Here is a 21029-nt window from a genome sequence, read left to right as displayed (position 1 = left end):
CGCACTGCGCGCAGGAACCGGCGGGCGCCTCCCCGAACCCTGTCCGAGGCTACTGCCATGCAGACCTTCGAGAACGCCCTGATGCGGCTCAACCGTGGCGCCCTGGTGCTGCTGCTGGCGGCCATGGCCGTCATCATCTTTGCCAACGTGGTGCTGCGCTACACCACCAGCGAGTCCATCGAATGGGCCGAGGAAGTGGCGCGCTACTTGATGGTGTGGCTCACCTTTCTGGGGGCGGGTCCGGTGCTGCGCTACGGCGGGCACATCGCGGTTGAGAACCTGCAGGATGCACTGCCGCCACGCGCCGCGGTAGCGCTGCGTGCGCTGATCGCCTCGATGCTGTTCGCCTTCTTCGGCTTCATGGTCTGGTTCGGTCTGCTCTATGTGGAGCGTGCGCAGTACCAGATGACACCCACCACCCAGATCTCGATGTCCTGGGTCTACGCCGCCATCCCGGTCGGCGGGCTGCTGCTGGCGCTGCATCTGGCGCTGGTGCTGCGCGGCTATGTCGGCGAACGTCGCATGGCGGCCGACGACCACTTTGACGCCAACGCGAGCGCTTCCCTATGAGCATGAGCCTGATCCTGTTGCTGAGCGCCTGCGGACTGCTGGCGATCGGCATGCCCGTGGCCTTCGCGCTGGGGGTGTCCACCCTGTGCGCCGTGATGCTGGGCAGCGACTTCCCGCTGATCGCGATGCTGAAGCAGACCTACGAGGGCGTCGACAGCTTCCCGCTGATGGCAGTGCCCTTCTTCATCCTGGCGGCCGAGCTGATGAGCGGTGGCTCGCTGACAGAGGTGCTGCTGAAATTCGCCGCGCAGTTCGTCGGCCACCGCCGAGGCGGGCTGGGCTATACCAATGTGGTCTCGCTGACTTTCTTCTCGGGCATTTCGGGCTCGGCGCTGGCCGATGCGGCCGGTCCGGGCTCGATGATGATCCGCATGATGGACAAGGCCGGTTACGACCGCGCCTACGCCGCCGCGCTGACCGCCGCCACCGCGATCGTCGGGCCCATCATTCCACCGTCGATCATCATGATCATCTACGCGCTGCAGGACGAGCGCGTGTCGGTGGGTGCACTGTTCGTCGCGGGCTTCATTCCCGGGCTGCTGATCGCCGCCGGCATGGCGGCCGTCAACTGGCGCGTCTCCACCCAGCGCAACTACCGTGGCGACGAGGATGTCGCCACCTGGCAGGACAAGCTGCAGACCACCTGGCGCGCGCTGCCTGCACTGATGCTGCCGGTGATCATCCTGGGCGGCATGCGGGCGGGCTGGTTCACCCCCACCGAGGCTTCGGTGGTGGCGGTGTTCTACGCGCTGGTGTGTGGCAAGTGGATCTACCGCACGCTGCGCTGGGAGGCGCTGCCCGACATCCTGTCGCGCTCCTCGTTGCTGACAGCGTCGGTGCTGATCATCATCGGCATGTCCAACGCCTTCGCCTGGGTGTTGACTGTCGACGGTCTGCCGCTGACGCTGGCCGAATGGATGGCGGCTCAGCAGCTCAGCGCGATGGGCTTCCTGATCGCGGTGAACATCTTCCTGCTGATCTTCGGCATCTTCATCGAGCCGCTGCCTGGTGTGATGGTGCTGGTGCCCATCCTGGCGCCGGTGGCCGCCAAGTTGGGCATCGACCCGATCCACTTCGCGATGGTGGTGATCTTCAACCTCACGCTGGGGATGATCACGCCACCCGTGGGGGGGCTGCTGTTCGTCACCTCCAATGTGTCCAAGGTACCCCTTGCTGCGCTGACCCGCGAGCTCAAGCCCTTCCTGGTGGCGCATGCGGTGATCCTGGCGCTGCTGACCTTTTGGCCGGGCCTGAGCACCTGGGCGCCGCACGCGCTGGGCTTCCAATGAACCAAGAACGACCGAACCCCATGAGTGATAAGAGCATCGGTGTGATCGGCCTGGGCGCCATGGGCCGCGGCATGGCCGCCTCCCTGCGGCGCGCAGGCTGGAGGGTGCATGTCTGCGATGTCCGCGCGGAGGCCGCCCAGGCGTTTGCCGCCGAGGGCGGCGTGGCCTGTGGCAGCCCGGCCGAACTGGCGGCGCAGTGCGAGGTGATCGTCAGTGTGGTGGTCAATGCCGCGCAGACGGAGGCCGTGCTGTTCGGTGACGGCGGCGCCGCCGTGAACATGAAGCCAGGCAGCCTGTTCATCATGTGCTCGACCGTCGACCCGAACTGGTCGGTGCAGCTCGAGGCACGCCTGGCCGCGCAGGGTGTGCTGTACCTGGACGCGCCGATCTCCGGCGGCGCGGCCAAGGCCGCTTCGGGCGAGATGACGATGATGACGGCCGGCACGCCAGCGGCCTACGCCAAGGCCGGCGGCGCTCTGGAGGCGATGGCGGCCAAGGTCTACCGGCTGGGCGAGCGTGCAGGCAACGGCAGCAAGGTCAAGATCATCAACCAGCTGCTGGCGGGCGTGCACATCGCCGCGGCCGCTGAAGCCATGGCCCTGGGCCTGCGAGAGGGCGTGAAGGCCGAAGACCTCTACGACGTCATCACCCACAGCGCGGGCAACAGCTGGATGTTCGAGAACCGCATGGCCCATGTGCTGGCTGGCGACTACACGCCGCTCTCCGCCGTGGACATCTTCGTCAAGGACCTGGGCCTGGTGCTTGACACGGCACGCGCCACCAAGTTTCCGCTGCCGCTGTCTGCCACCGCGCACCAGATGTTCATGCAGGCCTCAACGGCGGGCTACGCCCGCGAGGACGATGCCGCGGTGATCAAGATCTTCCCGGGCATCACGCTGCCACCCGGCGCGGCCGGAGCCTGAGATGCGTCTGCTGATCACCGGTGGCGCCGGCTTTCTGGGGGCGAGGCTGGCGCGCGAGCTGCTGGCGTCGCCCCAGCTGGCCTGGGGAGGTGACGAGCCGTGCGGCCTGACCGAGCTGTGGTTGACCGACCAGGTGCCGCCGCCGGCGGACCTGTGCGAGGACCCACGGGTGCGGGTGCTGAGCGGTGATCTGCTGGACCTGCTGGACAGCGGCACGCTGAGCTTGCGCGGCAAGGATGCGGTGGTGCATCTGGCCGCGGCGGTCAGCGGCGACTGCGAGCGCGATCTGGACCTGGGTCTGCGCAGCAACATCGACACCACCCGCGCACTGCTGCAGGCGGCGCGGGCGGCGGGCCATGCGCCGCTGTTCGTCTATGCCAGCTCGGTGGCGGTGTTCGGCGGCGAGCCCGGTCAGCCGCTGCCCGCGCTGATCCGCGACGACACCCTGCCCGTGCCGCAGGGCAGCTACGGCGTCCAGAAGTTCATCGGCGAGCAGTTGGTCGCCGACTACGGCCGGCGCGGGCTGGTCCGGGCGCGCACGCTTCGGCTGATGACGGTGGCGATCCGCCCGGGGCGGCCCAATGGCGCCGCCTCGGGTTTCCTCAGTGGCATGGTGCGCGAGCCCCTGGCTGGTTTGCGCGCGAGCGTTCCGGTGCCTCCGCACACCGCGGTGGCCCTGGCCTCGCCTGGCAACACCATCGCCGGCCTGCTGGCCGCGCTGACCTGCTCGCACCGGGACTGGGGTCCCCGCACCGCCCTGAACCTGCCGGCACTGAGCACCACCGTTGGTGAGATCGCCGGGGCCCTGGGCCGCCTGGCCGGCCCGGCGGCGTTGGCGCTGCTGGACTGGGTGCCTGACGCGCGCATCGGCGCGATCGTCAGCGCCTGGCCCAGCCGCTTCGACACCGCCCGCGCCCACGCGCTGGGTCTGTCGCCCGACGCCAGCGTGGACGAACTTCTGGCCCAGTACGTGCGCGAGAACCGATCCGCCGTCCAGTGGCCCTGAGCTGAGAGACACCCATGAGCCTCCCCTTGCTCGGCTGCATCGCCGACGACTTCACCGGGGCCACCGACCTGGCCAACAACCTGGTTCGCGCCGGCATGCGCTGCGTGCAGACCATCGGCGTGCCGCAAGGCGATGTGCAGCTGCAGGCCGACGCCCTGGTCGTGGCGCTCAAGTCGCGCACCGTGCCGGCCGCTGACGCGGTGGCGCAGTCGCTGGCGGCGCTGCGCTGGCTGCAGGCGCAGGGCGTGCAGCAGATCTACTTCAAGTACTGCTCCACCTTCGACTCCACCGCCGAGGGCAACATCGGTCCGGTCACCGAGGCGCTGATGGACGCGCTGCACGGCGCGGGTCGGGGCTTCACGATCGCCTGCCCCGCCTTTCCGGAGAATCAGCGCACGGTGTTCAAGGGCCACCTCTTCGTGGGTGACGCGCTGCTGTCCGACAGCGGCATGCGCCACCATCCGCTCACCCCGATGACCGACGCCAACCTGGTGCGCGTGATGCAGTCGCAGACCCGCCGCCAGGTAGGACTGGTGGCCCATGACGTCGTGGTCGCCGGTCCGCAGGCGATCCGTGATCGTTTCACCTGCCTGCAGGCCGAGGGTGCGGGCGTGGCGGTGGTTGACGCCATCAGCCATCAGGATCTGATGCAGATCGGCCAGGCGCTGGCGGGCATGCCCCTGGTCACCGCCGGCTCCGGCATTGCCATTGGCCTGCCGCAGAACTGGCCGCAGCTGCAAGGCCGGACCGCCGCATCACCGGCCGACGCTTTGCCCCCGGCACGGGGTTGGCAGGCCGTGGTCTCGGGCAGTTGCTCGGTGGCCACCAACGCCCAGGTGCTGGCGTTCAGGCGCAGCGGTCGCCCCAGCCTGGGCATCGACCCGCTGGCGATGGCGGCGGGCGAGGATGTAGTCGCCCAGGCGCTGGCCTGGGCCGAGCCGCTGCTGGCTTCCGGCCCGGTGCTCGTTTACGCCACGGCCGAGCCGACTGCAGTCCGGGCGGTGCAGGAGCGCTTGGGCGTGGCCCGGGCTGGTGAGATGGTGGAGCACGCGCTGTCACGCATCGCCGCCGGGCTGGTGCAGCGCGGCGTGCGCCAGCTGCTGGTGGCTGGCGGCGAGACCTCCGGCGCCGTGGTGCAGGCGCTGGGCGTGCAGCGCATGACGATCGGCCTGCAAATCGACCCTGGCGTCCCGTGGACAGCGGCGGACACGCCGCTGTGCCCGGGCGAGCCGGTGCACATGGCGCTGAAGTCAGGCAACTTCGGCAGTCCCGACTTCTTCACCAAGGCCTTCGCACAACTGGCATCGCAGCCATGACCGAATCAGCACTGCGTGACGAGATCTGCCGGGTGGGCGAGTCGCTGTTCGCGCGCGGGTATGTACACGCGACGGCGGGCAACATCAGCGTGCGCCTGCCGGACGGTGGCTACCTGATCACACCGACCGACGCCTGCCTGGGCACGCTGGATCCCGCGCGCCTGGCCCATGTCAATGCAGAGGGTGTTCAGACAGCGGGCGACCGCGCCTCCAAGACCCTGACCCTGCACCGCCGGATCTATGGCGCCGACCCGCAGGCAGGTTGCGTGATCCACACCCATTCCACCCACCTGGTCGCGCTGTCGCTGGCGCCGCGCTGGGGTGCTGACACACCGACCTCTGACGATCTGTTGCCGCCGATCACGCCCTACTTCGTGATGAAGGTCGGTCATGTGCCGATGATTCCCTACCACCGCCCGGGCGACCCCGTGGTGGGTGAGTTGGTGGCGCAGCGCATGACGCGGATGCAGGCTGCCGGCATACCGATTCGGGCCGTCATGCTGGAGCGACTGGGCCCCACCGTGTGGCACGGCAGTCCGGCCGAGGCCAGCGCTGTGCTGGAAGAGCTGGAGGAAACCGCCAGGCTTTGGCTGCTGACCGGCGCCGCACCGCTGACCCCAGACCAGATCGACGAGTTGCGCCAGCAGTTCGGCGCCGCCTGGTGAACCCTTCACTTGCCCGACAGGACGCCCATGCCCCGATTCGCAGCGAACCTCACGATGCTCTACAACGAGCATGCCTTTCTGGACCGTTTCGCCGCCGCCGCGGCCGATGGATTCCTGGGCGTTGAGTACCTGTTTCCCTACGCCTTCCCGGCCCAGGAGATCGCGGCACGGCTGCGCGACCATGGCCTGCAGCAGGTGCTGTTCAACGCGCCGCCGGGCGACTGGGAGGCTGGCGAGCGCGGACTGGCCTGCCTGCCCGGGCGCGAGTCCGAGTTCCGCGCCGGCTTTGCGCAGGCGCTGGTCTATGCCGAGGAGCTGGACTGTCCGCGCATCCACGTGATGGCCGGCCTGGCCCCGGCCGGTGCGGAGCGCGCGGCGCTGCAGGCCACCTACGAGGCCAATCTGGCCTGGGCGGCAGCGCAGGCGCAGTCCGTCGGACGCGAGGTGCTGATCGAGCCGATCAACCCGCGCGACATCCCCGGCTTCTTTCTCAATCGGCAGGACGAGGCGCACCGCACCGTGCAGGCTGTCGGCGCACCCAACCTGAAGGTGCAGTTCGACCTCTACCACTGCCAGATCGTCGAAGGCGACGTAGCGATGAAGATCCGGCAGTACCTGCCCACCGGGCGCGTCGGCCACTTCCAGATTGCGGGTGTGCCGATGCGCCACGAGCCGGACCTGGGCGAGTTGCACCACCCGTACCTGTTCGATGTCATCGACGAGGTCGCGTTGGCCAGCGGCTGGCAGGGCTGGGTGGGTTGCGAGTACCGGCCGCAGCGCGGTGCAGTACCCGGCGGCACCCGTGATGGGCTGGGCTGGATGCGCTGCTGAGAGCGGCGCCTCAGGCCGCGGTCAGCGTGTTCAGCACATCGGCATACCACGCCAGGTTCAGGCCCAGCGTTTCGTCCTGCAGGCGATCGCGCGAACTCATGTCCATGCGGGTCGAGTGCACGCCCACCAGTTGCCAGGGCAGGCCAGCGTCGCCCGGGCCGCTCAGGCGCCGGCGCCGCAGCACCGGCGCACCGCTGCTGCCGCGGTGGGTGCGCGCATCGGTGAGGAAACAGCCCTGGCGCTGGAAGCGGATGCCGTAGGCCGAGGCCACCGAGGCGTTGCGCGCCACGGCCAGGTGGTGCACCGTGTCGTGGAAGCCCAGCGGGTAGCCGACGATGGTCAGGGCATCGCCGATGGCGATGTCCTCGTCCAGCGGATCCAGGTGGCTGCGGTCGAAGGCCTGCAGCACCGCGTTGGCGGGCAGCAGGCCGGTCTCGATCTCGATCACCGCCACGTCCACCGGTCCGCCGCTGTCGGTGGCGTCGCGCCACTGGCTCAGGCGGTTGCGGTACAGCGGCAGGCTCAGCACCGTGCAGCGGCTCAGGTCGCGCGCGTCGGTGTGCAGCAGCACCTCGAGGCGGTCGGGCTGGTGGCCGCTGGCCTCCTCGGAGAACACATGCCGGTTGCTGACCAGGAACAGTCGGCCGTCGCGCCGGAAGAAGAACCCGCTGGCGCTGGTCAGCACCTGGTAGCCGACATAGGTGGTGATCTGGGTGGTGGTGAGCAGCAGGGTCTCGGCCGGTCCGGCCGGTGGCGCGCTGGCCGACTCGGCCGGGGCGGCGCGCAGCCGCGCGGCGATGCGGGCCACGTCGCGCTCGAAGGTCGACAGCACCAGCTCGGAGATGTCGGCATGCAGCATCACGGTGCGGGCCACTTCGGCGTGGCTGTCGAAGGAGTCCCGCAGCCGGGCGCGCAGCGTGGGCGGCAGGGCGTCGATCAGGGCCGGCACCAGGGCGTCCAGGGCCACCTGGCTGCCCTTGAGTTCGCAGATGCGCTCGGTCGCCTCTTGCAGGTTCTTCATCGCCGGTCCCTCCGCAGGCCTCTGGCAACGGCCAGGGCCAAGAAAAAAGCGCGGCTGGGCCGCGCTCTCGGTGCCTGGGGCGGGGTGAACTGCCAGCGGTGGCTGGCGCTTCACGGCCCCGGGGGGAATGTCACCCGATCGAGCGGATGCGCGAGGCCTGCGGGCCCTTCTGGCCCTGGGTCACCTCGAACTCCACGCGCTGGTTCTCGGTCAGCGTCTTGAAGCCGCTGCCCTGGATTTCCTTGAAGTGGGCGAACAGGTCCTTGCCGCCGCTGTCGGGGGCGATGAAGCCAAAGCCCTTGCCTTCGTTGAACCACTTCACGGTGCCGGTTTCAGTCGTCATGATGTCTATCCTTGCTGGATGCGTTGAAAAGATGCCCCAGCTTTCGCCAGTGCGGGTCAGCAGCCTCCGGACATGGAGGCTGAATACGGTGGGGGTCGGGCCCAGGCCGGTGCAGGCACTGGGGTCGAGGCGGGTCACGGCGGTGCTCATTGGCGCGGGCCGTGGGTGTCGATCCAGACCAGGGCCTGGTCGATTGCGAACTGCGAGGCCTGGTCGGGGCTGTCGAACACCGGCATGAAGCGCATGATGCGGTCGTGCGTCATGCTGCCGCTGCCGCTGCGGATGGACACGCCAGCGCCGAAGCGGCCGCCGATCAGCGGGCGGGGGAGGGCAGACACGAGGTACTTGCCGACCTGTAGAGATGCTTGGATGAGGATTCCTTGGAGGACCTCGCCGTCACTGAAGCGGCGATGTCATGACTGTCTGGGGTGAGGCGCGCAGCGGTGGCGCGGGCGTCGGTCGAGCTCTGTCCGGCGTCTGGCCCGCGGGGTCGTTCGCGGCGGGCCGGAGGCAGCCAGAGAAGAGAGACAGCCGAAGCGATCAGACAGTCTGGCAGGGGATGGAGATCAGCGGGTGATCTCGGTGCGGTTGGGAGCCGCCACCAAAACAAGATAGCCAGTCTAGCACGTCCTGCCGCAGCGCGGTGGGTTCTTTCGTGCCACACTGGTCCATGACGCAACCGCTTCTGCAAGCCGCCGATCTGCGCGGCGCCACGCGCCTGACCACCGATGCGGTGGTCGGCCTCGCCAGCCTGGTCGAAGCGATGCACGCCCGCATTGCCAGCCCGCCCTGGCTGCCCGGCCTGGGCGGTGCCGTGCCCGGGGATGAACGCACCCGCGGCCTGACCGGCCTGGTCTACAAGACGGTGCGCGGTGTGACCCACCTGGTGGGTGGCAGCACCGAACACCTGCTGGGCTGGCTTGCGCTGGCCATGGCCGATCCGCAGCCCCTGCGGGCGCCACGCCCGGAGCGCGAGGCCTTTGTCGCTGCCCTCAACGGCGTGCTGGGCGATCACCTGGCCGCCACCGACAACCCCCTGGCGCTGGCCATGGCCTTTCGACAAGGCGGCCGCGCGTTGCCGCTGGACCGGCCCTCGCTGCGCGCTCGCGTGCCGGGCGCCACACCGAAGCTGCTGGTGCTGCTGCACGGCCTGTGCATGAACGACCTGCAGTGGCAGCGCGACGGCCACGACCACGGCGAGGCGCTGGCGCGTGAACTGGGCTACACGCCGGTCTACCTGCACTACAACAGCGGCCTGAGTGTCTCCACCAACGGGCGCATCCTGGCGCCGCTGCTGGAGCGCCTGTTCGATGCCTGGCCGGTGCCGGTCCAGCGCCTGGCCCTGCTGGGCCACAGCATGGGCGGACTGGTGGCACGCAGCGCGATCTACCACGCCGCGCTGATGCAGCGCGGCGGGCTGCGCTGGCCCGGCCGGCTCGACGACCTGGTCTGCCTGGGCACACCGCACCTGGGGGCGCCGCTGGAGCGCGCCGGGCATGGTGTCGATGTGCTGCTGGGCGCGGCGCCCTACGCCGCGCCGCTGGCGCGTATCGGCAAGCTGCGCAGTGCCGGCATCAACGACCTGCGGCGCGGCAGCATCCTTGGCGCCTCGGCGGCCGAGGACGACGCGCAGCGCGCAGCGGCCGTGGGCCTGCCGCCCGGCGTGCACTGCCGCGCGATCGCGGCCTGCCTGGGGCCGGCGGGTGGCAGCCTGAAGGGCCGGCTGCTGGGCGATGGCCTGGTGCCGGTGGCCAGCGCGCTGGGCCAGGATCCCGACCCCGCACGCAGCCTGGACTTCGCGCCCGAGGACCTGGCCATCGTCCACGACACCGGCCACCTGGACCTGCTGTCCTCGCCGGCGGTGTACGCGCAGCTGAAGGCCTGGCTGGCCTGAGGGCGGCGGCTCAGCCGGGCGCGTCGTCCGGCGAGGCCGGCAGGACGTGCAGCAGCTCGAACACGCTGCACACCACCGGCATGTCCGGCGCCGGCGTGCGGCCGATGCGGGCGCACTCGCGAGCAAAGAAGGCCTGGTGCGCCTGGCGCCAGAAGGCCAGCGAACCATCGCCCTCGCCCTCGATCGCGGCATAGCGTGCGTCCACCTGGTCAAAGGGGCGGATGTCGACCTCGGTCAGCCGCGTGACCAGGGCCGGGCGCCCGGCGTGGTCGATCACCACCTCGATATCACCCACCTGCGGCAGGTCCTCGCCGTCGTGCAGGGTCGCCCACAGCAGGCCGGTGCCGGCGCGTTTGCGGCCGCTGATGATCAGCGCCAGCAGTTCCCGCGACAACGCGGGCGAGTCGCCGTAGCCGTCCACCCGCACCCGGCCGGGCGGCAGGACCACGCCGCGCTCGGCCAGCGTGCGCAGCACGGCAGCGGTGTCGATCATGCGCAGTCGCGTGCCCGGCGCACGCCCTTGAGGAAGGCCCGGCGCACAGTGCCGGCGGCAATCGCGGCGGCCACCTGGCGCGAGTAGCGCTCGGCCCCGGTGAGCTTGCGCACCCAGCCACGGAAGGGCACGATGCCCTCGGCCGTGCGCTGCACCGCGTCGGCCGCCAGGTGGCCACCGCGTTCGATCAGCCCCGGGTTGGCCTCGGTGGCGGGGGCATCCAGGTCGGGGCCCAGCACCTCGTCCAGCGCGCGGATGTCGGCGGCCAGGGTGTCGCAGCGCGCATCGGCGAGCAGCGCGTAAGGCGCCTTCTGGGCCTGCTGCAGCGCCTCGGGGATCGGGGCATTGACCAGGTTCAGGTCGTTCAATGGCGTGACGGCGGCGCCGCTGAGCTTGGTCTGGTCGGCACTGGCGCAGGCGGTGAGCCACAGCGTGGCAGCGAGGAGCAGGGGCGCGGTTCTCATCGCGCCATTCTCGGTCAGCCGTCGATCGCGAACACCGCCACCGATTGCGGCGCCAGCATGAAGGCGCCGGCATCGGCCGGGCCCGGGGCGCTGCGCCACAGCAGCCGCGGACGCACGCCCTCAGGCAGGCCCTCGGGCCGGGCCTGTGAGGTGCTGGTGCCGTAGTTGATCAGCACCAGCGTGCGCTCGCTGCCCAGCCGGCGCTGGAAGGCCAGCACCAGGCCGTCGGCGCTGCTGTGCGCGAAGTCGCCGCGGGCCAGGCTGGCCCGAGCGTTGCGCAGGCCGATCAGCTGGCGGTAGAAGTGCCACAGCGACGTCGGGTCGGCGCGCTGCGCCGCCAGGTGGTGGGTGTCGGCGTTCGGCGCGCGGCCGTTGTACGGGCCCCGGGGGCTGAACCCGGCGCTGCCTGGCTCGGCGCTCCAGCTCATCGAGCCGCGCACCGGCCGGTCGCCCGGCAGACCGGGCAGGCTGGCCTGTCCCACTTCCTCGCCGTAATACACGAACGGCGTGCCGGGCTGCAGCAGGTAGCCGGCGGCGGCCAGGCGGTAGCGGGCGTCGTCGCCACCCACCTGGTCCCACAGGCGCAGGCCGGCGAAGATGTCGTGGCTGCTGGTGAAGGTGGCCATGCGCGGCGACGCGCTGCGGTAGTAACTGGCCAGTGCGGCCACCGACGCGGCCTCGCCCTTGGCAGCCTGCACGAAGTGGTGCTGGTAGCCGAACGCGAAGGCGCCGCCGCAGACGGCCGGGTCGCCGTAGGCCTGGGGCTCGGCGGTGGCTTCGCAGACCACGAAGCGGTTCGGGTAGGCCAGGATCGTGTCCTGCAGCCGCTTGGTCAGCGCGCGGCTCTCAGGCTGGTCGTTCCAGCGCACCGCGTCGTTCTCGATCAGGTGCGGCACCGCATCCAGCCGGAAGCCGTCCAGGCCGCGGTTGAGCCAGAAGCGCAGCGAATCGAGGTGGTAGTCGAAGACCTCGGGGCGGCGCAGGTTGAAGTCGGGCATGTGTGGCCCGAAGGTGGCGAAGAAGTGGTCCTTCGCACCCGCGGGTGCCGGCGGCTGGGTCTTCGGATCGCCATGCTCCCAGGGCCGGCTGGGCAGCCAGTACCAGGGGTTGGCGTCCCAGATGCGCCAGCCGCTGGGCGCATCTTCGCTGAAGACGAACCAGTCCCGCCAGGGGCTCTTCGGGTCGCTGATCGCCGCCTGGAACGCGGGGTGCTGGTACGAGGCATGGTTGACCACGTAGTCCATCACCACGCCGATGCCGCGGCGGTGTGCTTCGCGCAGCAGCGTGTCGACATCGGCCAGCGTGCCATAGGCCGGCTCCACCGCGCGGTGGTCGGTGGTGGCGTAGCCGTGGTCGTGGTCGGCGCTGGCGGTGATCGGCATCAGCCACAGGCCGCGGATGCCCAGCGCCTGCAGATCATCCAGGCGGCTGATCAGGCCCTTCAGATCCCCGATGCCGTCGCCGTCGCTGTCCTGGTAGGCGCGGACGAAGATTTCCATGAACACGCCATGCTGCCAGTCGGCCGGCAGGGCGCTGGCAGACGCCTGCATCGGCTGCGGGCTGCGGTCGAAGGCCGGTGTCGGGGCGGCCATCGCCCAGGTGCAGCACAGCGCCAGGCCAGCTGCGCGAAGATGGTGTAGTAAAGCTACATGCATGGCCCGGCATGCTGACACAACACAGGACAATTGCCAAGGGAAGTGGTTTCATGGATGGCGCAGAGCATTGTAATTTGGGTACATTCGGCGCCATGACGTCTGTGCTCTGGCGCGCCCTGTGGGCGCTGAATGTCGCGCTGTGGACCCCTGCCGTCCAGGCCGGCGACGACTGCAACGACCCGGCCCCGTGGCGGGTGCTGTCCGCGGCGGCCGAGCCGGCGGTCCCGGCGCGTGCGGTGCTGGCCGATCGCTCGCACCTGCGCTGGGCGGGCGCGCCGGAGGACGGCGATGTCTGGTTGCTGGCCGCGCCGCAGGGCGGACTGCGCACGCCGCCGGGCCAGGCGCCGCAGGGCGCGGTGCAGCGCTGGCGCCTGCCCGCCGCCAGCGCGGTGCCGGCCGACCTCAGCCAGCGCCTGCGCTACCTGGGCGACGGCGCCTGGCACCGGCTGCCCGCCGACGCCGTGGCGGCGCTGCCCGCGGTGCTGCGAGGTGACGCACGCGTGGTCCGGCTGGGCGACGACGGCCGTGTGCTCGCCGCCGCCGGCCTGCAGATCGCCGGGGCGCTGGATGATCTGTATGCCGCGGCCGAGTCACTCGCGGATCTGGGGGCCCATCCGGGCGCCACCGGGAGCCGCTGGCGCCTGTGGGCGCCGACGGCGCAGGCGGTCTCGCTGTGCCTGTACCGCAGCAACCAGGGCCCGGCCGTCGGCCAGCATCCGCTGCAACGTGACGAGGCCACCGGCAGCTGGCAACTGTCGCTGCCAGGCGATGCCCGCGGCCGCTACTACCGCTACCTGGTGGATGTGTGGGTGCCGGGCACGGGCCTGGTGCGCCAGCGGGTGGCCGATCCCTATGCGGTGTCGGCGGGGGTCGACGCGCGCCGCTCCTACGTCAGCGGCCTCGACGAGGCAGCCGTCACCCCCCGGGGCTGGTCCGGTGACCGTGCACCGGCCACCGTGCGCCAGGCCACCGACATGACGGTCTATGAGCTGCACCTGCGCGACTTCTCGGTCGGCGACGCCAGCGTGCCGCTGCGCGACCGTGGCCGCTACACCGCCTTCACCCATGCCCGCAGCGCCGGCATGCGCCACCTGCGCACGCTGGCCCGCGCCGGCTTGACCGACGTGCACCTGCTGCCGGTGTTCGACCATGGTGCGGTGCCCGAAGCCGGCTGCGTCACGCCCACTCCTCACGGCGGCCCGGCCGACGCAACGCAGCAGGCCGCAGTCGCCGCCAGCGCGGCGCGCGATTGCTTCAACTGGGGCTACGACCCGGTGCTGTTCAATGCCCCGGAGGGCAGCTACAGCCGCCGGGCGGCCGATGGCGCGTCGCGCCTGCACGAATTCCGCCAGATGGTGATGGCGCTGCACCGCGCCGGTCTGCGGGTGGGCATGGATGTGGTCTACAACCACACCGTGGCCTCGGGCCAGCACCCCAACGCGGTGCTCGACCGGGTGGTGCCGGGCTACTACCACCGCCTGAACGCCGACGGCGTGGTCGAGCGCAGCACCTGCTGCGACAACACCGCCACCGAGCACCGTATGATGGGCAAGCTGCTGGTGGACTCGGTGCTGCTGTGGGCCCGGGCGCACCACATCGACAGCTTCCGCTTCGACCTGATGGGGCACCAGCCGCGCGCGCTGATGGAGCGGCTGCAGCAGCGGCTGCGCAGCGAGCTGCCAGACCGTGTGATCCCCCTGATCGGCGAAGGCTGGAACTTCGGCGAGGTGGCCAACGGAACGCGCTTCGAGCAGGCCAGCCAGCTCAGCCTGAACGGCAGCGGCATCGGCAGCTTCAACGACCGCTTGCGTGACGCCGTGCGGGGTGGCGGTGCCGGCGACAGCGGCGTCGCGCTGTTGCAGCGCGCCGGCTGGGCCTTCGGCCTGGCCGACCGCCGCGCGGACGACGCCGAGCTGCAGCGCGCCGCCCTGTGGCTGCGCGCCGGCGCCGCCGGCAGCCTGCGCCGGTACCCGCTGCGCCAGCCTGACGGCAGCGTGCGCGAGGCGCAGGCCGTCGACTACGCCGGTCAGCCAGCCGGCTACGCGAGCCAGCCCACCGAGGTGGTCAACTACGTCGAGAACCACGACAACCAGACGCTGTTCGACAACGGCGTGATGAAGCTGCCGCCCGACACGCCGCGCGAGGTGCGTGCGCGCGCCCAGCTGGTGGCCCTGGCCACCGTGGCCTTCAGCCAGGGGGTGGCCTACTTCCACGCCGGGGGTGAGCTGATGCGCAGCAAGAGCCTGGACCGCAACAGCTTCGACTCGGGCGACTGGTTCAACCGCATCGACTGGACTGGCCGGGGCAACTTCTTCGGCACCGGCCTGCCGCCCGCGGGCGACAACCAGGCCGACTGGCCGGCGATGCGCGAGCGCCTGGCCGACCCCCGCATCGCACCGACGGCGCGCGAGATCGCGCTGGTGCGTGAGGGTTTCATCGACCTGCTGCGCATCCGCGCCAGCACGCCGCTGCTGCGCCTGGGCAGCGCCGACGAGGTGCTGCAACGCGTGCATGTGCTGCCCACCGAGCCCGCGCTGCTGGCTGTCCACATCGACGGGCGCCGCCGTGCAGACGCGGTGTTCGGCGCGCTGCTGCTGGTCGTCAATGCCAGCCGCGAGGCGCAGCGCTTCACGCCGCCCGAAGGACGCTGGGCCCTGCACCCCGCACTGGCCAGCGGCACTGGTGTGCTGCAGCGCGGCGCCCTCTGCGCGGCCCCGGGGCCCGAGGGGTCCATCACGGTGCCGGCCCAGAGCGTGCTGGCCTGTGTGCTGCCCCGGGCGTCATCGCCCTGAGGGGCTCACGCGGTCATCAGCCCAGCACCTGGCGCGCGGCCGCGGTGTACAGCGGAATGCCCAGCACCAGGTTGAAGGGAAAGGTCAGGCCCAGCGACAGGCCGACGTAGACCGCCGGCCGGGCCTCCGGGACCGCGTGGCGCAGCACCGCCGGCACCGCGATGTACGAGGCGCTGGCGGCCAGCACCATCAGCACCGCGCCATCGGCGGCACCCAGACCCACCAGCGCGGCCAGGGCCAGTGCCAGCGTCGCGTGCAGCAGCGGGCCGCCCACGCCGTACAGCCACAGCGCCGGCGGCAGGCCGCGCAGGCTGCCCAGGTGGCGGGCGGTCAGCAGGCCCATGTCCAGCAGGAAGAAGGCGAGCAGGCCCTTGAACAGGTCGCCGGTGAACAGCGTCATCGAGCGCGCGCCGGCGTCACCCGTGGCCAGGCCCACCAGCAGGGAACCCATCAGCAGCAGCAGGCCGCCGTCGGTACAGGCTTCCCGCACGGCCGTGCCCAGCGGCGTGCCGCTGCCCGTCGTCACCGTGGGCGTGCCGCCGCCAGCAGGCGCCGCTGCGAGCCGGCTGCGCAGCACCTGGGCAGAGGCCACCGCCAGCAGGATCGCCGGCGATTCCATCAGCGCCATCGCGGCCGCCATGTGGCCACCGGCCGGCGTGCCCTGCTGCTCCAGCACGTGCATCGCGGTGATGAAGGTCACCGCGCTCACGCTGCCATAGGTGGCCGCCACCGCCAGCGCATCAAAGGGCGGCAGCAGGCGACGCAAGGCCAGCCAGGCCAGTGCCGGCACCACCACCGACAGCACCACGGCGCAGGCCAGGGACGCCGCGATGTCCAGCGTCATGCCCGAGCGGGCCAGGGCGAAGCCGCCCTTCAGCCCCAGCGCCATCAGCAGGTACAGCGCCAGGAAGCGGGAGAGCTGGGGCGGCACCTCCAGCGAGGATTTCATCAGGCCCGCGGCGACGCCGAGGGCGAAAAACAGCAGGGCAGGGTCCAGCAGAGCGTTCATGGGGACGGGATGCTAGGGCTTCAAGGGCTTGTTGAAAAATCGATAATCCGGATTCAGGACATATCAAATCATCTATGGATCCAAGTTTCCGACGACTGCGCCTGCTGCTGGCCTTGTCGCGCACCGGCAGCATCACGGCCGCGGCGCGCGACTGCCATGTGAGCCAGCCCACCGCGTCGATGCAGCTGCGCGAGTTGTCCGAGGCGCTGGGCCTGCCCCTGCACGAGGCCGCCGGTCGTCGGGTGCGACTGACCGCGGCCGGCCACGAGGTGGCCGCAGCGGCCCAGCGCATGGTCGACGAGTGGGAGGCGCTGGAGCAGCGCATCGCCGCGATGAAAGGCCTGGAGCAGGGGCGCCTGCGGGTGTGCATGGCCAGCACGGCGAAGTACTTCCTGCCGCGCATGCTCGGTCCGTTCTGCCAGGCCCACCCCGGCATCGACATCACGCTGGAGGTGCTGAACCGCGACCGCGTGGTGCAGCGCCTGCGCGAGCAGCTGGATGACCTCTACCTGCTGTCGCAACCACCGCGTGACATCGCCCACCAGGCCGAGACGCTGATGGACAACCCGCTGGTGCTGATCGCGCCACTGGACCACCCGCTGGCTGCCGTGCCGCGGCTGCGCTGGCAGCGACTGCGTGGCGAACCTTTCATCCTGCGCGAGCACGGGTCGGGCACGCGCCTCGCGGTGGATGCCCACCTGGCCGCGCTGGGCCTGCAGCCGCGCGTGCGGCTGGAACTGGGCGACAACGAGGCGATCAAGCAGGCGGTGGCGGCCGGCATGGGCCTGGGGGTGGTGTCGCGCCATGCGCTGGCGGCGGACCCGGCCCGCGAAGGCCTGGCGCTGCCGTCGGTACAGCGCTTTCCGGTGCCCTCGTCGTGGTCGGTGCTGTGGCCCGCGGGTCGCCGCCTGTCGCCCGCGGCGCAGGCCTTTGTCGCCCACCTGCATGCGGCGTCGGCGGGCTGGGAGGCGCACTCCTGAGCCGCTGGCCCCGGGCGCGCCCGGCGGCCCGGGTGGTCAGCGGCCCGCACCCGTGGTCGCGCCTCGACCCGGTCCACCACCGCGGCCTGCGCCCGGCGACAATGCTGGTGTTCCATCCAGCTTCGGTGCCCATGGGTCTTGAGGGTTCACTTTCGAACCCCTTCCCAAGTCCTTGTTTGTGAAGCGAAATTTACGCGACGCTGCCTTTGCAATCGCGTGTAAGTGACTGATTTCATTGAATTTTTTGCTCGGATGCGTTGACCCTGGGTGGGTGGTGGGGTAAAGTGGGGGAAAGTGCACTTTTGTAGGTTCTCGTGTCCGATTTTGTGTTCCAAGGCGAGTCTGCGCTGACGCTGGACGGCAAGGGGCGGGTCACCGTCCCCGCCCGTTTCCGCGATGTGCTGGCCGCCCTGTGCGCCGGACAGATGACCGTGACCAAGCACCCCAGCCGCTGCCTGCTGCTGTTTCCGCGCCCGGCCTGGGTGGAGTTCCGCGGCAAGCTGATGGCGCTGCCGATGGGCTCCGAGGCCTGGCGGCGCCTGTTCATCGGCAGCGCGATGGATGTCGAGATCGACGGCGGCTCGCGCGTGCTGCTGTCGCCCGAGCTGCGCCAATGGGCCGGCCTGGGCAAGGACCTGATGCTGGTGGGCATGGGCTCGCGCATGGAGATCTGGGACCGCGAGCGCTACCTGGCCAACGAAGAGGCCACGCTGGCCGGCCCGATGCCCGATGGCCTGGCCAACATGGTGATGTGACGTGAGCGACGCCCCGTTCACCCACACCACCGTGCTGCTGCACGAGACCGTCGAGGCGGTGCTCGCGCGGCCCGAGGGCTGCTATGTGGACGGCACCTTCGGCCGCGGTGGTCACTCACGGCTGCTGCTGTCGAAGCTGGCGCCCGCCGGTCGCCTGATCGCCTTCGACAAGGACCCCGAGGCGGTGGCCGCCGCCACCTCTGGCGCCAACGCCATCACCGACCCGCGCTTCGAGATCCGCCACGCCAGCTTCACCGCGATGGTCGAGCTGCTGGCCGAGCGCGGCGCCGGCACGCTGGACGGCGTGATGCTGGACCTGGGCGTCTCGTCGCCGCAGATCGACAACCCCGAGCGCGGGTTCAGCTTCCGTTTCGACGGTCCGCTGGACATGCGCATGGATCCGACCCGTGGCGAGTCCGCCGCGGATTTCTTGGCCCGCGCCGACGAGCGCCAGATAGCACAGGTGATTCGCGACTATGGGGAAGAACGGTTTGCTGTACCGATTTCAAAGGCGCTTGCTGCTCGCCGGGCGAGCGGGAAGCCTGTTCGAACCACAGGCGAGCTGGCCGAGCTCGTGGCTCGCACGGTCAAGACCCGCGAGCCGGGCCAGGACCCTGCAACGCGCACATTTCAGGCTCTACGGATTCTCGTCAACGCCGAGCTTGAAGAGCTCGAGCAGGGACTGAGTGCCGCGCTGGAACTGCTGCGTGAGGGCGGCCGCCTGGCGGTGATCAGCTTCCACTCGCTGGAAGACCGCATCGTCAAGAGCTTCATCGCCCGCGAGAGCAAGGCCGAGGTCGATCGCCGCGCACCCTTTGCGCCGCCCACGCGGCCGCTGCGCCTGAAGGCGCTGGGCCGCATTCGCGCCGGGCAGGCCGAGCTGTCGGTCAATCCGCGCGCCCGCTCGGCGGTGCTGCGCGTGGCCGAGCGCACGCCGGAGGGCTTCGTCGCATGATGCGCCTGTCCGTGCTGCTGCTGATCGCGCTGGTGGCCAGCGGCCTGTACCTGGTGCGCACCAGCTACGAGTCGCGCCGCCTGTTCGTCGAGATCGAGAAGGCCAAGAACGACGAGAAGCAGCTGCTGGCCGATGAAAAGCGCCTGGACGCCGAGCGCCAGGCCCAGGCGACCCACCTGCGCGTCGAGCGCGTGGCGCGCGAGAAGCTGGGCATGCGCATGGCGGCCCCGGATGTCACCGTCTATGTCAGTGATGCGCGCAGCGCGTCCGGTGCCTCGGGGGCCCTGCGGTGAAACTCTTCCAGCGCTCGGCCAGCACCGGCGTGCAGTCGGTGCGTGGCGTCAACTACTCCAGCAGCCCGCTGCTGGCCTCCAAGACCCCGCCCTGGCGCAGCCGCTTCCTGGTGATGCTGTTCGGCGCGGGCTCGGTGGTGCTGGTCGGCCGCGCGCTCTACATCCAGGTGCTGCAGTCCGAGTTCTTCCAGAAGAAGGGCGAGGAGCGCTATGCGTCCACCGTGGCGCTGCCGGCCAACCGGGGCCGTATCGTCGACCGCGAGGGCCGCATCCTGGCGATCAGCGTCAATGCGCCCACCATCGCGGTCAACCCGCAGCACTTCCAGGCCAGCGGCGAGCAGAAGAAGGAGCTGGCCACGCTGCTCAAGCTGCCGCTCAAGGAGGTCGACCAGCGTCTGGCCGACGGCGGCGCCTATGCGGTGCTGCGTCGCCAGGTGGACGACGGCGTGGCCCAGCAGGTGCGCGCGCTGAAGATCAAGGGCCTGCAGTTCGAACCCGGCTACATCCGCCGCTACCCCGAGAGCGAAGCCGCCGCGCACGTGGTGGGCTTCACCGACATCGAGGACCACGGCCAGGAAGGCATCGAGCTGGCTCTGCAGCGCCAGTTGAAGGGCCAGGGCGGCTCGCGCGCGGTGGTCAAGGACCGGCTGGGCCGGGTGGTCGAGGAACTGGGCGACCCGGTCGATCCGCGCGACGGCCGCGACGTGACGCTGACCATCGACTCCAAGGTCCAGGCCCTGGCCTACCAGCGCCTGCGCGACGCGGTGCAGCAACACAAGGCCAAGGCCGGCTCGGTGGTGGTGCTCGACGCCCAGACCGGCGAGATCCTGGCGCTGGCCAACTACCCCAGCTATGTGCCGGGTGACCGCCGCAACCTCAGCGGCAACCAGCTGCGCAACCGCGCGATCACCGACGTCTTCGAGCCCGGCTCCACCGTCAAGCCCTTCATCATCGGCCGGGCGCTGGAAGAAGGCCTGGTGCGCCCCGAGACCGTGCTGGACACCCGGCCCTTCATGGTCGGCCCGCTGCGCGTCAATGATGGCGACCACGGCCGCCCCGAGATGTCGGTGGCGCAGATCATCCAGAAGTCGTCCAACGTCGGCACGGTCAAGCTGGCCCAGCGCATCGACACCCGCACCATGGGCGAGCTCTACCAGAGCGTGGGCTTCGGCCAGAAGCCGCAGATCGGCTTTCCCGGCACCGCCACCGGCAAGCTGCGGCCCTGGAAGAGCTGGCTGCCGGTCGAGAAGGCGACGATGGCCTATGGCTACGGCCTGTCGGCCTCGCTGCTGCAGATCGCCCGCGCCTACACCGCGATCGCCCGCGACGGCGAACTGGCGCCGCTGACCCTGGTCAAGGGCGGTGAGGCCCTGCCCACCGCACGCGTCTTCCGCCCCGAGACCGCCCGCACTCTGCGTCAGATGATGCGCGGCACGGTCAGCAAGGACGGCACCGCGCCGCTGGCCCAGCCGCTGGGCTACTCGGCAGGCGGCAAGACCGGCACCGCCGCCAAGCAGGAAGGCAAGGGCTACGCCAGCCACAAGTACCGCGCCTGGTTCGCCGGCTTCTCGCCGGTGGACCACCCGCGCGTGGTGGTGGCGGTGATGATCGACGAGCCCAGCAACGGGGTGTACTACGGCGGCCTGGTGGCCGCGCCGGTGTTCAAGGTCGTCGTTGAGCAGGCGCTGCGCACGCTGGGTGTGCCGCCTGATCTGGATGTCAAGCCGCAGGTGGTGGCGCAGGCGCCCGCCACCACGTCCAACAAGGTGCAGTGA

The 21029-nt window shown here is 70.6% G+C and carries 21 protein-coding genes; 14 read left to right on the top strand and 7 right to left on the bottom strand.

Annotation, left to right across the window (positions count from 1 at the left end; translation table 11 throughout):
• Nucleotides 1–57: 57 nt before the first annotated feature.
• Genes KAK03_RS15150 through otnI form a run of 7 tightly spaced genes read left to right on the top strand, consistent with a single transcriptional unit; the run spans nucleotide 58 to nucleotide 6600 of the window.
• Nucleotides 58–570, top strand: a complete 513-nt coding sequence (locus tag KAK03_RS15150) for a TRAP transporter small permease (protein WP_210854850.1) — start codon at nucleotides 58–60, stop codon at nucleotides 568–570.
• 2 nt (nucleotides 571–572) lie between these two features.
• Nucleotides 573–1859: a TRAP transporter large permease gene (locus KAK03_RS15145; protein WP_210854847.1), complete on the top strand. Its 1287-nt coding sequence runs from the start codon at nucleotides 573–575 to the stop codon at nucleotides 1857–1859.
• The gene (gene ltnD / locus KAK03_RS15140; protein ID WP_256441010.1) at nucleotides 1856–2782 is read left to right on the top strand and encodes an L-threonate dehydrogenase; all 927 of its coding nucleotides are present in this window, start codon (nucleotides 1856–1858) and stop codon (nucleotides 2780–2782) included. Before KAK03_RS15145 ends, ltnD begins: the two co-directional genes overlap by 4 nt.
• 1 nt (nucleotide 2783) lies before the next feature.
• The gene (denD, locus tag KAK03_RS15135) at nucleotides 2784–3788 is read left to right on the top strand and encodes a D-erythronate dehydrogenase (protein ID WP_210854840.1); all 1005 of its coding nucleotides are present in this window, start codon (nucleotides 2784–2786) and stop codon (nucleotides 3786–3788) included.
• A 14-nt stretch (nucleotides 3789–3802) separates the two neighbouring features.
• Nucleotides 3803–5104, top strand: a complete 1302-nt coding sequence (gene otnK, locus KAK03_RS15130; RefSeq protein ID WP_210854838.1) for a 3-oxo-tetronate kinase — start codon at nucleotides 3803–3805, stop codon at nucleotides 5102–5104.
• The gene (locus KAK03_RS15125; protein ID WP_210854836.1) at nucleotides 5101–5769 is read left to right on the top strand and encodes a class II aldolase/adducin family protein; all 669 of its coding nucleotides are present in this window, start codon (nucleotides 5101–5103) and stop codon (nucleotides 5767–5769) included. Before otnK ends, KAK03_RS15125 begins: the two co-directional genes overlap by 4 nt.
• Before the next feature lie 27 nt (nucleotides 5770–5796).
• Complete coding sequence (otnI, locus tag KAK03_RS15120; protein WP_210854833.1) at nucleotides 5797–6600, top strand: 2-oxo-tetronate isomerase; 804 nt, start codon at nucleotides 5797–5799, stop codon at nucleotides 6598–6600.
• A 10-nt stretch (nucleotides 6601–6610) separates the two neighbouring features.
• On the opposite strand, the gene KAK03_RS15115 is transcribed toward otnI, so the two are convergent.
• The 3 genes from KAK03_RS15115 to KAK03_RS15105 form a co-directional block, all read right to left on the bottom strand.
• Nucleotides 6611–7621 (bottom strand): trypsin-like serine peptidase, encoded by a 1011-nt coding sequence (locus KAK03_RS15115; RefSeq protein ID WP_210854830.1) that lies wholly within the window; start codon nucleotides 7619–7621, stop codon nucleotides 6611–6613.
• A 130-nt stretch (nucleotides 7622–7751) separates the two neighbouring features.
• Nucleotides 7752–7964 carry a transcription antiterminator/RNA stability regulator CspE gene (gene cspE / locus KAK03_RS15110; RefSeq protein ID WP_210854828.1) on the bottom strand — a complete coding sequence of 71 codons (213 nt, stop codon included), beginning with the start codon at nucleotides 7962–7964 and terminating at the stop codon, nucleotides 7752–7754.
• 146 nt (nucleotides 7965–8110) lie between these two features.
• Nucleotides 8111–8302: a hypothetical protein gene (locus KAK03_RS15105; protein WP_247661197.1), complete on the bottom strand. Its 192-nt coding sequence runs from the start codon at nucleotides 8300–8302 to the stop codon at nucleotides 8111–8113.
• 332 nt (nucleotides 8303–8634) lie between these two features.
• Here KAK03_RS15105 and KAK03_RS15100 point away from each other — a divergent pair, with 332 nt between their 5' ends.
• On the top strand, nucleotides 8635–9858 hold the full coding sequence (locus KAK03_RS15100) for an esterase/lipase family protein (RefSeq protein WP_210854825.1): 1224 nt from the start codon (nucleotides 8635–8637) through the stop codon (nucleotides 9856–9858).
• 10 nt (nucleotides 9859–9868) lie between these two features.
• On the opposite strand, the gene KAK03_RS15095 is transcribed toward KAK03_RS15100, so the two are convergent.
• Genes KAK03_RS15095 through KAK03_RS15085 form a run of 3 tightly spaced genes read right to left on the bottom strand, consistent with a single transcriptional unit; the run spans nucleotide 9869 to nucleotide 12407 of the window.
• On the bottom strand, nucleotides 9869–10351 hold the full coding sequence (locus KAK03_RS15095) for an ASCH domain-containing protein (RefSeq protein WP_210854822.1): 483 nt from the start codon (nucleotides 10349–10351) through the stop codon (nucleotides 9869–9871).
• A complete protein-coding gene (locus KAK03_RS15090) occupies nucleotides 10348–10815 on the bottom strand; it encodes a hypothetical protein (protein ID WP_210854819.1) in 468 nt (155 codons plus the stop codon). Before KAK03_RS15090 ends, KAK03_RS15095 begins: the two co-directional genes overlap by 4 nt.
• Nucleotides 10816–10829: 14 nt before the next feature.
• Entirely contained in the window at nucleotides 10830–12407 is a 1578-nt protein-coding gene (locus KAK03_RS15085) for an alpha-amylase family glycosyl hydrolase (protein ID WP_210854816.1), read from the bottom strand.
• Nucleotides 12408–12562: 155 nt separating this feature from the next.
• On the opposite strand from KAK03_RS15085, the gene KAK03_RS15080 reads away from it, so the two are divergent.
• Nucleotides 12563–15262, top strand: a complete 2700-nt coding sequence (locus tag KAK03_RS15080; protein ID WP_247661186.1) for an alpha-1,6-glucosidase domain-containing protein — start codon at nucleotides 12563–12565, stop codon at nucleotides 15260–15262.
• A 16-nt stretch (nucleotides 15263–15278) separates the two neighbouring features.
• On the opposite strand, the gene KAK03_RS15075 is transcribed toward KAK03_RS15080, so the two are convergent.
• Nucleotides 15279–16271, bottom strand: coding sequence for a sodium-dependent bicarbonate transport family permease (locus KAK03_RS15075; protein WP_210854813.1), 993 nt, complete (start codon nucleotides 16269–16271; stop codon nucleotides 15279–15281).
• 74 nt (nucleotides 16272–16345) lie between these two features.
• Between KAK03_RS15075 and KAK03_RS15070 the strand changes: the two genes are divergently transcribed.
• From KAK03_RS15070 to KAK03_RS15050, 5 genes are all read left to right on the top strand, one after another.
• Nucleotides 16346–17251, top strand: coding sequence for a LysR family transcriptional regulator (locus tag KAK03_RS15070; protein WP_210854811.1), 906 nt, complete (start codon nucleotides 16346–16348; stop codon nucleotides 17249–17251).
• Between the two features lie 326 nt (nucleotides 17252–17577).
• Nucleotides 17578–18006, top strand: coding sequence for a division/cell wall cluster transcriptional repressor MraZ (locus KAK03_RS15065; RefSeq protein WP_210854961.1), 429 nt, complete (start codon nucleotides 17578–17580; stop codon nucleotides 18004–18006).
• 1 nt (nucleotide 18007) lies between these two features.
• A complete protein-coding gene (rsmH, locus tag KAK03_RS15060; RefSeq protein WP_210854810.1) occupies nucleotides 18008–18961 on the top strand; it encodes a 16S rRNA (cytosine(1402)-N(4))-methyltransferase RsmH in 954 nt (317 codons plus the stop codon).
• A complete protein-coding gene (gene ftsL / locus KAK03_RS15055) occupies nucleotides 18958–19254 on the top strand; it encodes a cell division protein FtsL (RefSeq protein ID WP_210854808.1) in 297 nt (98 codons plus the stop codon). The genes rsmH and ftsL overlap by 4 nt, the downstream gene beginning before the upstream one ends.
• The gene (locus KAK03_RS15050; RefSeq protein ID WP_310738617.1) at nucleotides 19251–21029 is read left to right on the top strand and encodes a peptidoglycan D,D-transpeptidase FtsI family protein; all 1779 of its coding nucleotides are present in this window, start codon (nucleotides 19251–19253) and stop codon (nucleotides 21027–21029) included. Before ftsL ends, KAK03_RS15050 begins: the two co-directional genes overlap by 4 nt.

Source organism: Ideonella alba, from assembly GCF_018069845.1.
GTDB lineage: Bacteria > Pseudomonadota > Gammaproteobacteria > Burkholderiales > Burkholderiaceae_C > Ideonella > Ideonella alba.
This window is presented reverse-complemented; position numbering and strand designations above follow the sequence as displayed.

Coding starts and splice junctions, on each gene's coding strand:
- KAK03_RS15150 (WP_210854850.1), top strand. CDS start 58: ATGCAGACCTTCGAGAACGCCCTGATGCGGCTCAACCGTGGCGCCCTG.
- KAK03_RS15145 (WP_210854847.1), top strand. CDS start 573: ATGAGCCTGATCCTGTTGCTGAGCGCCTGCGGACTGCTGGCGATCGGC.
- ltnD (WP_256441010.1), top strand. CDS start 1,856: ATGAACCAAGAACGACCGAACCCCATGAGTGATAAGAGCATCGGTGTG.
- denD (WP_210854840.1), top strand. CDS start 2,784: ATGCGTCTGCTGATCACCGGTGGCGCCGGCTTTCTGGGGGCGAGGCTG.
- otnK (WP_210854838.1), top strand. CDS start 3,803: ATGAGCCTCCCCTTGCTCGGCTGCATCGCCGACGACTTCACCGGGGCC.
- KAK03_RS15125 (WP_210854836.1), top strand. CDS start 5,101: ATGACCGAATCAGCACTGCGTGACGAGATCTGCCGGGTGGGCGAGTCG.
- otnI (WP_210854833.1), top strand. CDS start 5,797: ATGCCCCGATTCGCAGCGAACCTCACGATGCTCTACAACGAGCATGCC.
- KAK03_RS15115 (WP_210854830.1), bottom strand. CDS start 7,621: ATGAAGAACCTGCAAGAGGCGACCGAGCGCATCTGCGAACTCAAGGGC.
- cspE (WP_210854828.1), bottom strand. CDS start 7,964: ATGACGACTGAAACCGGCACCGTGAAGTGGTTCAACGAAGGCAAGGGC.
- KAK03_RS15100 (WP_210854825.1), top strand. CDS start 8,635: ATGACGCAACCGCTTCTGCAAGCCGCCGATCTGCGCGGCGCCACGCGC.
- KAK03_RS15095 (WP_210854822.1), bottom strand. CDS start 10,351: ATGATCGACACCGCTGCCGTGCTGCGCACGCTGGCCGAGCGCGGCGTG.
- KAK03_RS15090 (WP_210854819.1), bottom strand. CDS start 10,815: ATGAGAACCGCGCCCCTGCTCCTCGCTGCCACGCTGTGGCTCACCGCC.
- KAK03_RS15085 (WP_210854816.1), bottom strand. CDS start 12,407: ATGGCCGCCCCGACACCGGCCTTCGACCGCAGCCCGCAGCCGATGCAG.
- KAK03_RS15080 (WP_247661186.1), top strand. CDS start 12,563: ATGACGTCTGTGCTCTGGCGCGCCCTGTGGGCGCTGAATGTCGCGCTG.
- KAK03_RS15075 (WP_210854813.1), bottom strand. CDS start 16,271: ATGAACGCTCTGCTGGACCCTGCCCTGCTGTTTTTCGCCCTCGGCGTC.
- KAK03_RS15070 (WP_210854811.1), top strand. CDS start 16,346: ATGGATCCAAGTTTCCGACGACTGCGCCTGCTGCTGGCCTTGTCGCGC.
- ftsL (WP_210854808.1), top strand. CDS start 18,958: ATGATGCGCCTGTCCGTGCTGCTGCTGATCGCGCTGGTGGCCAGCGGC.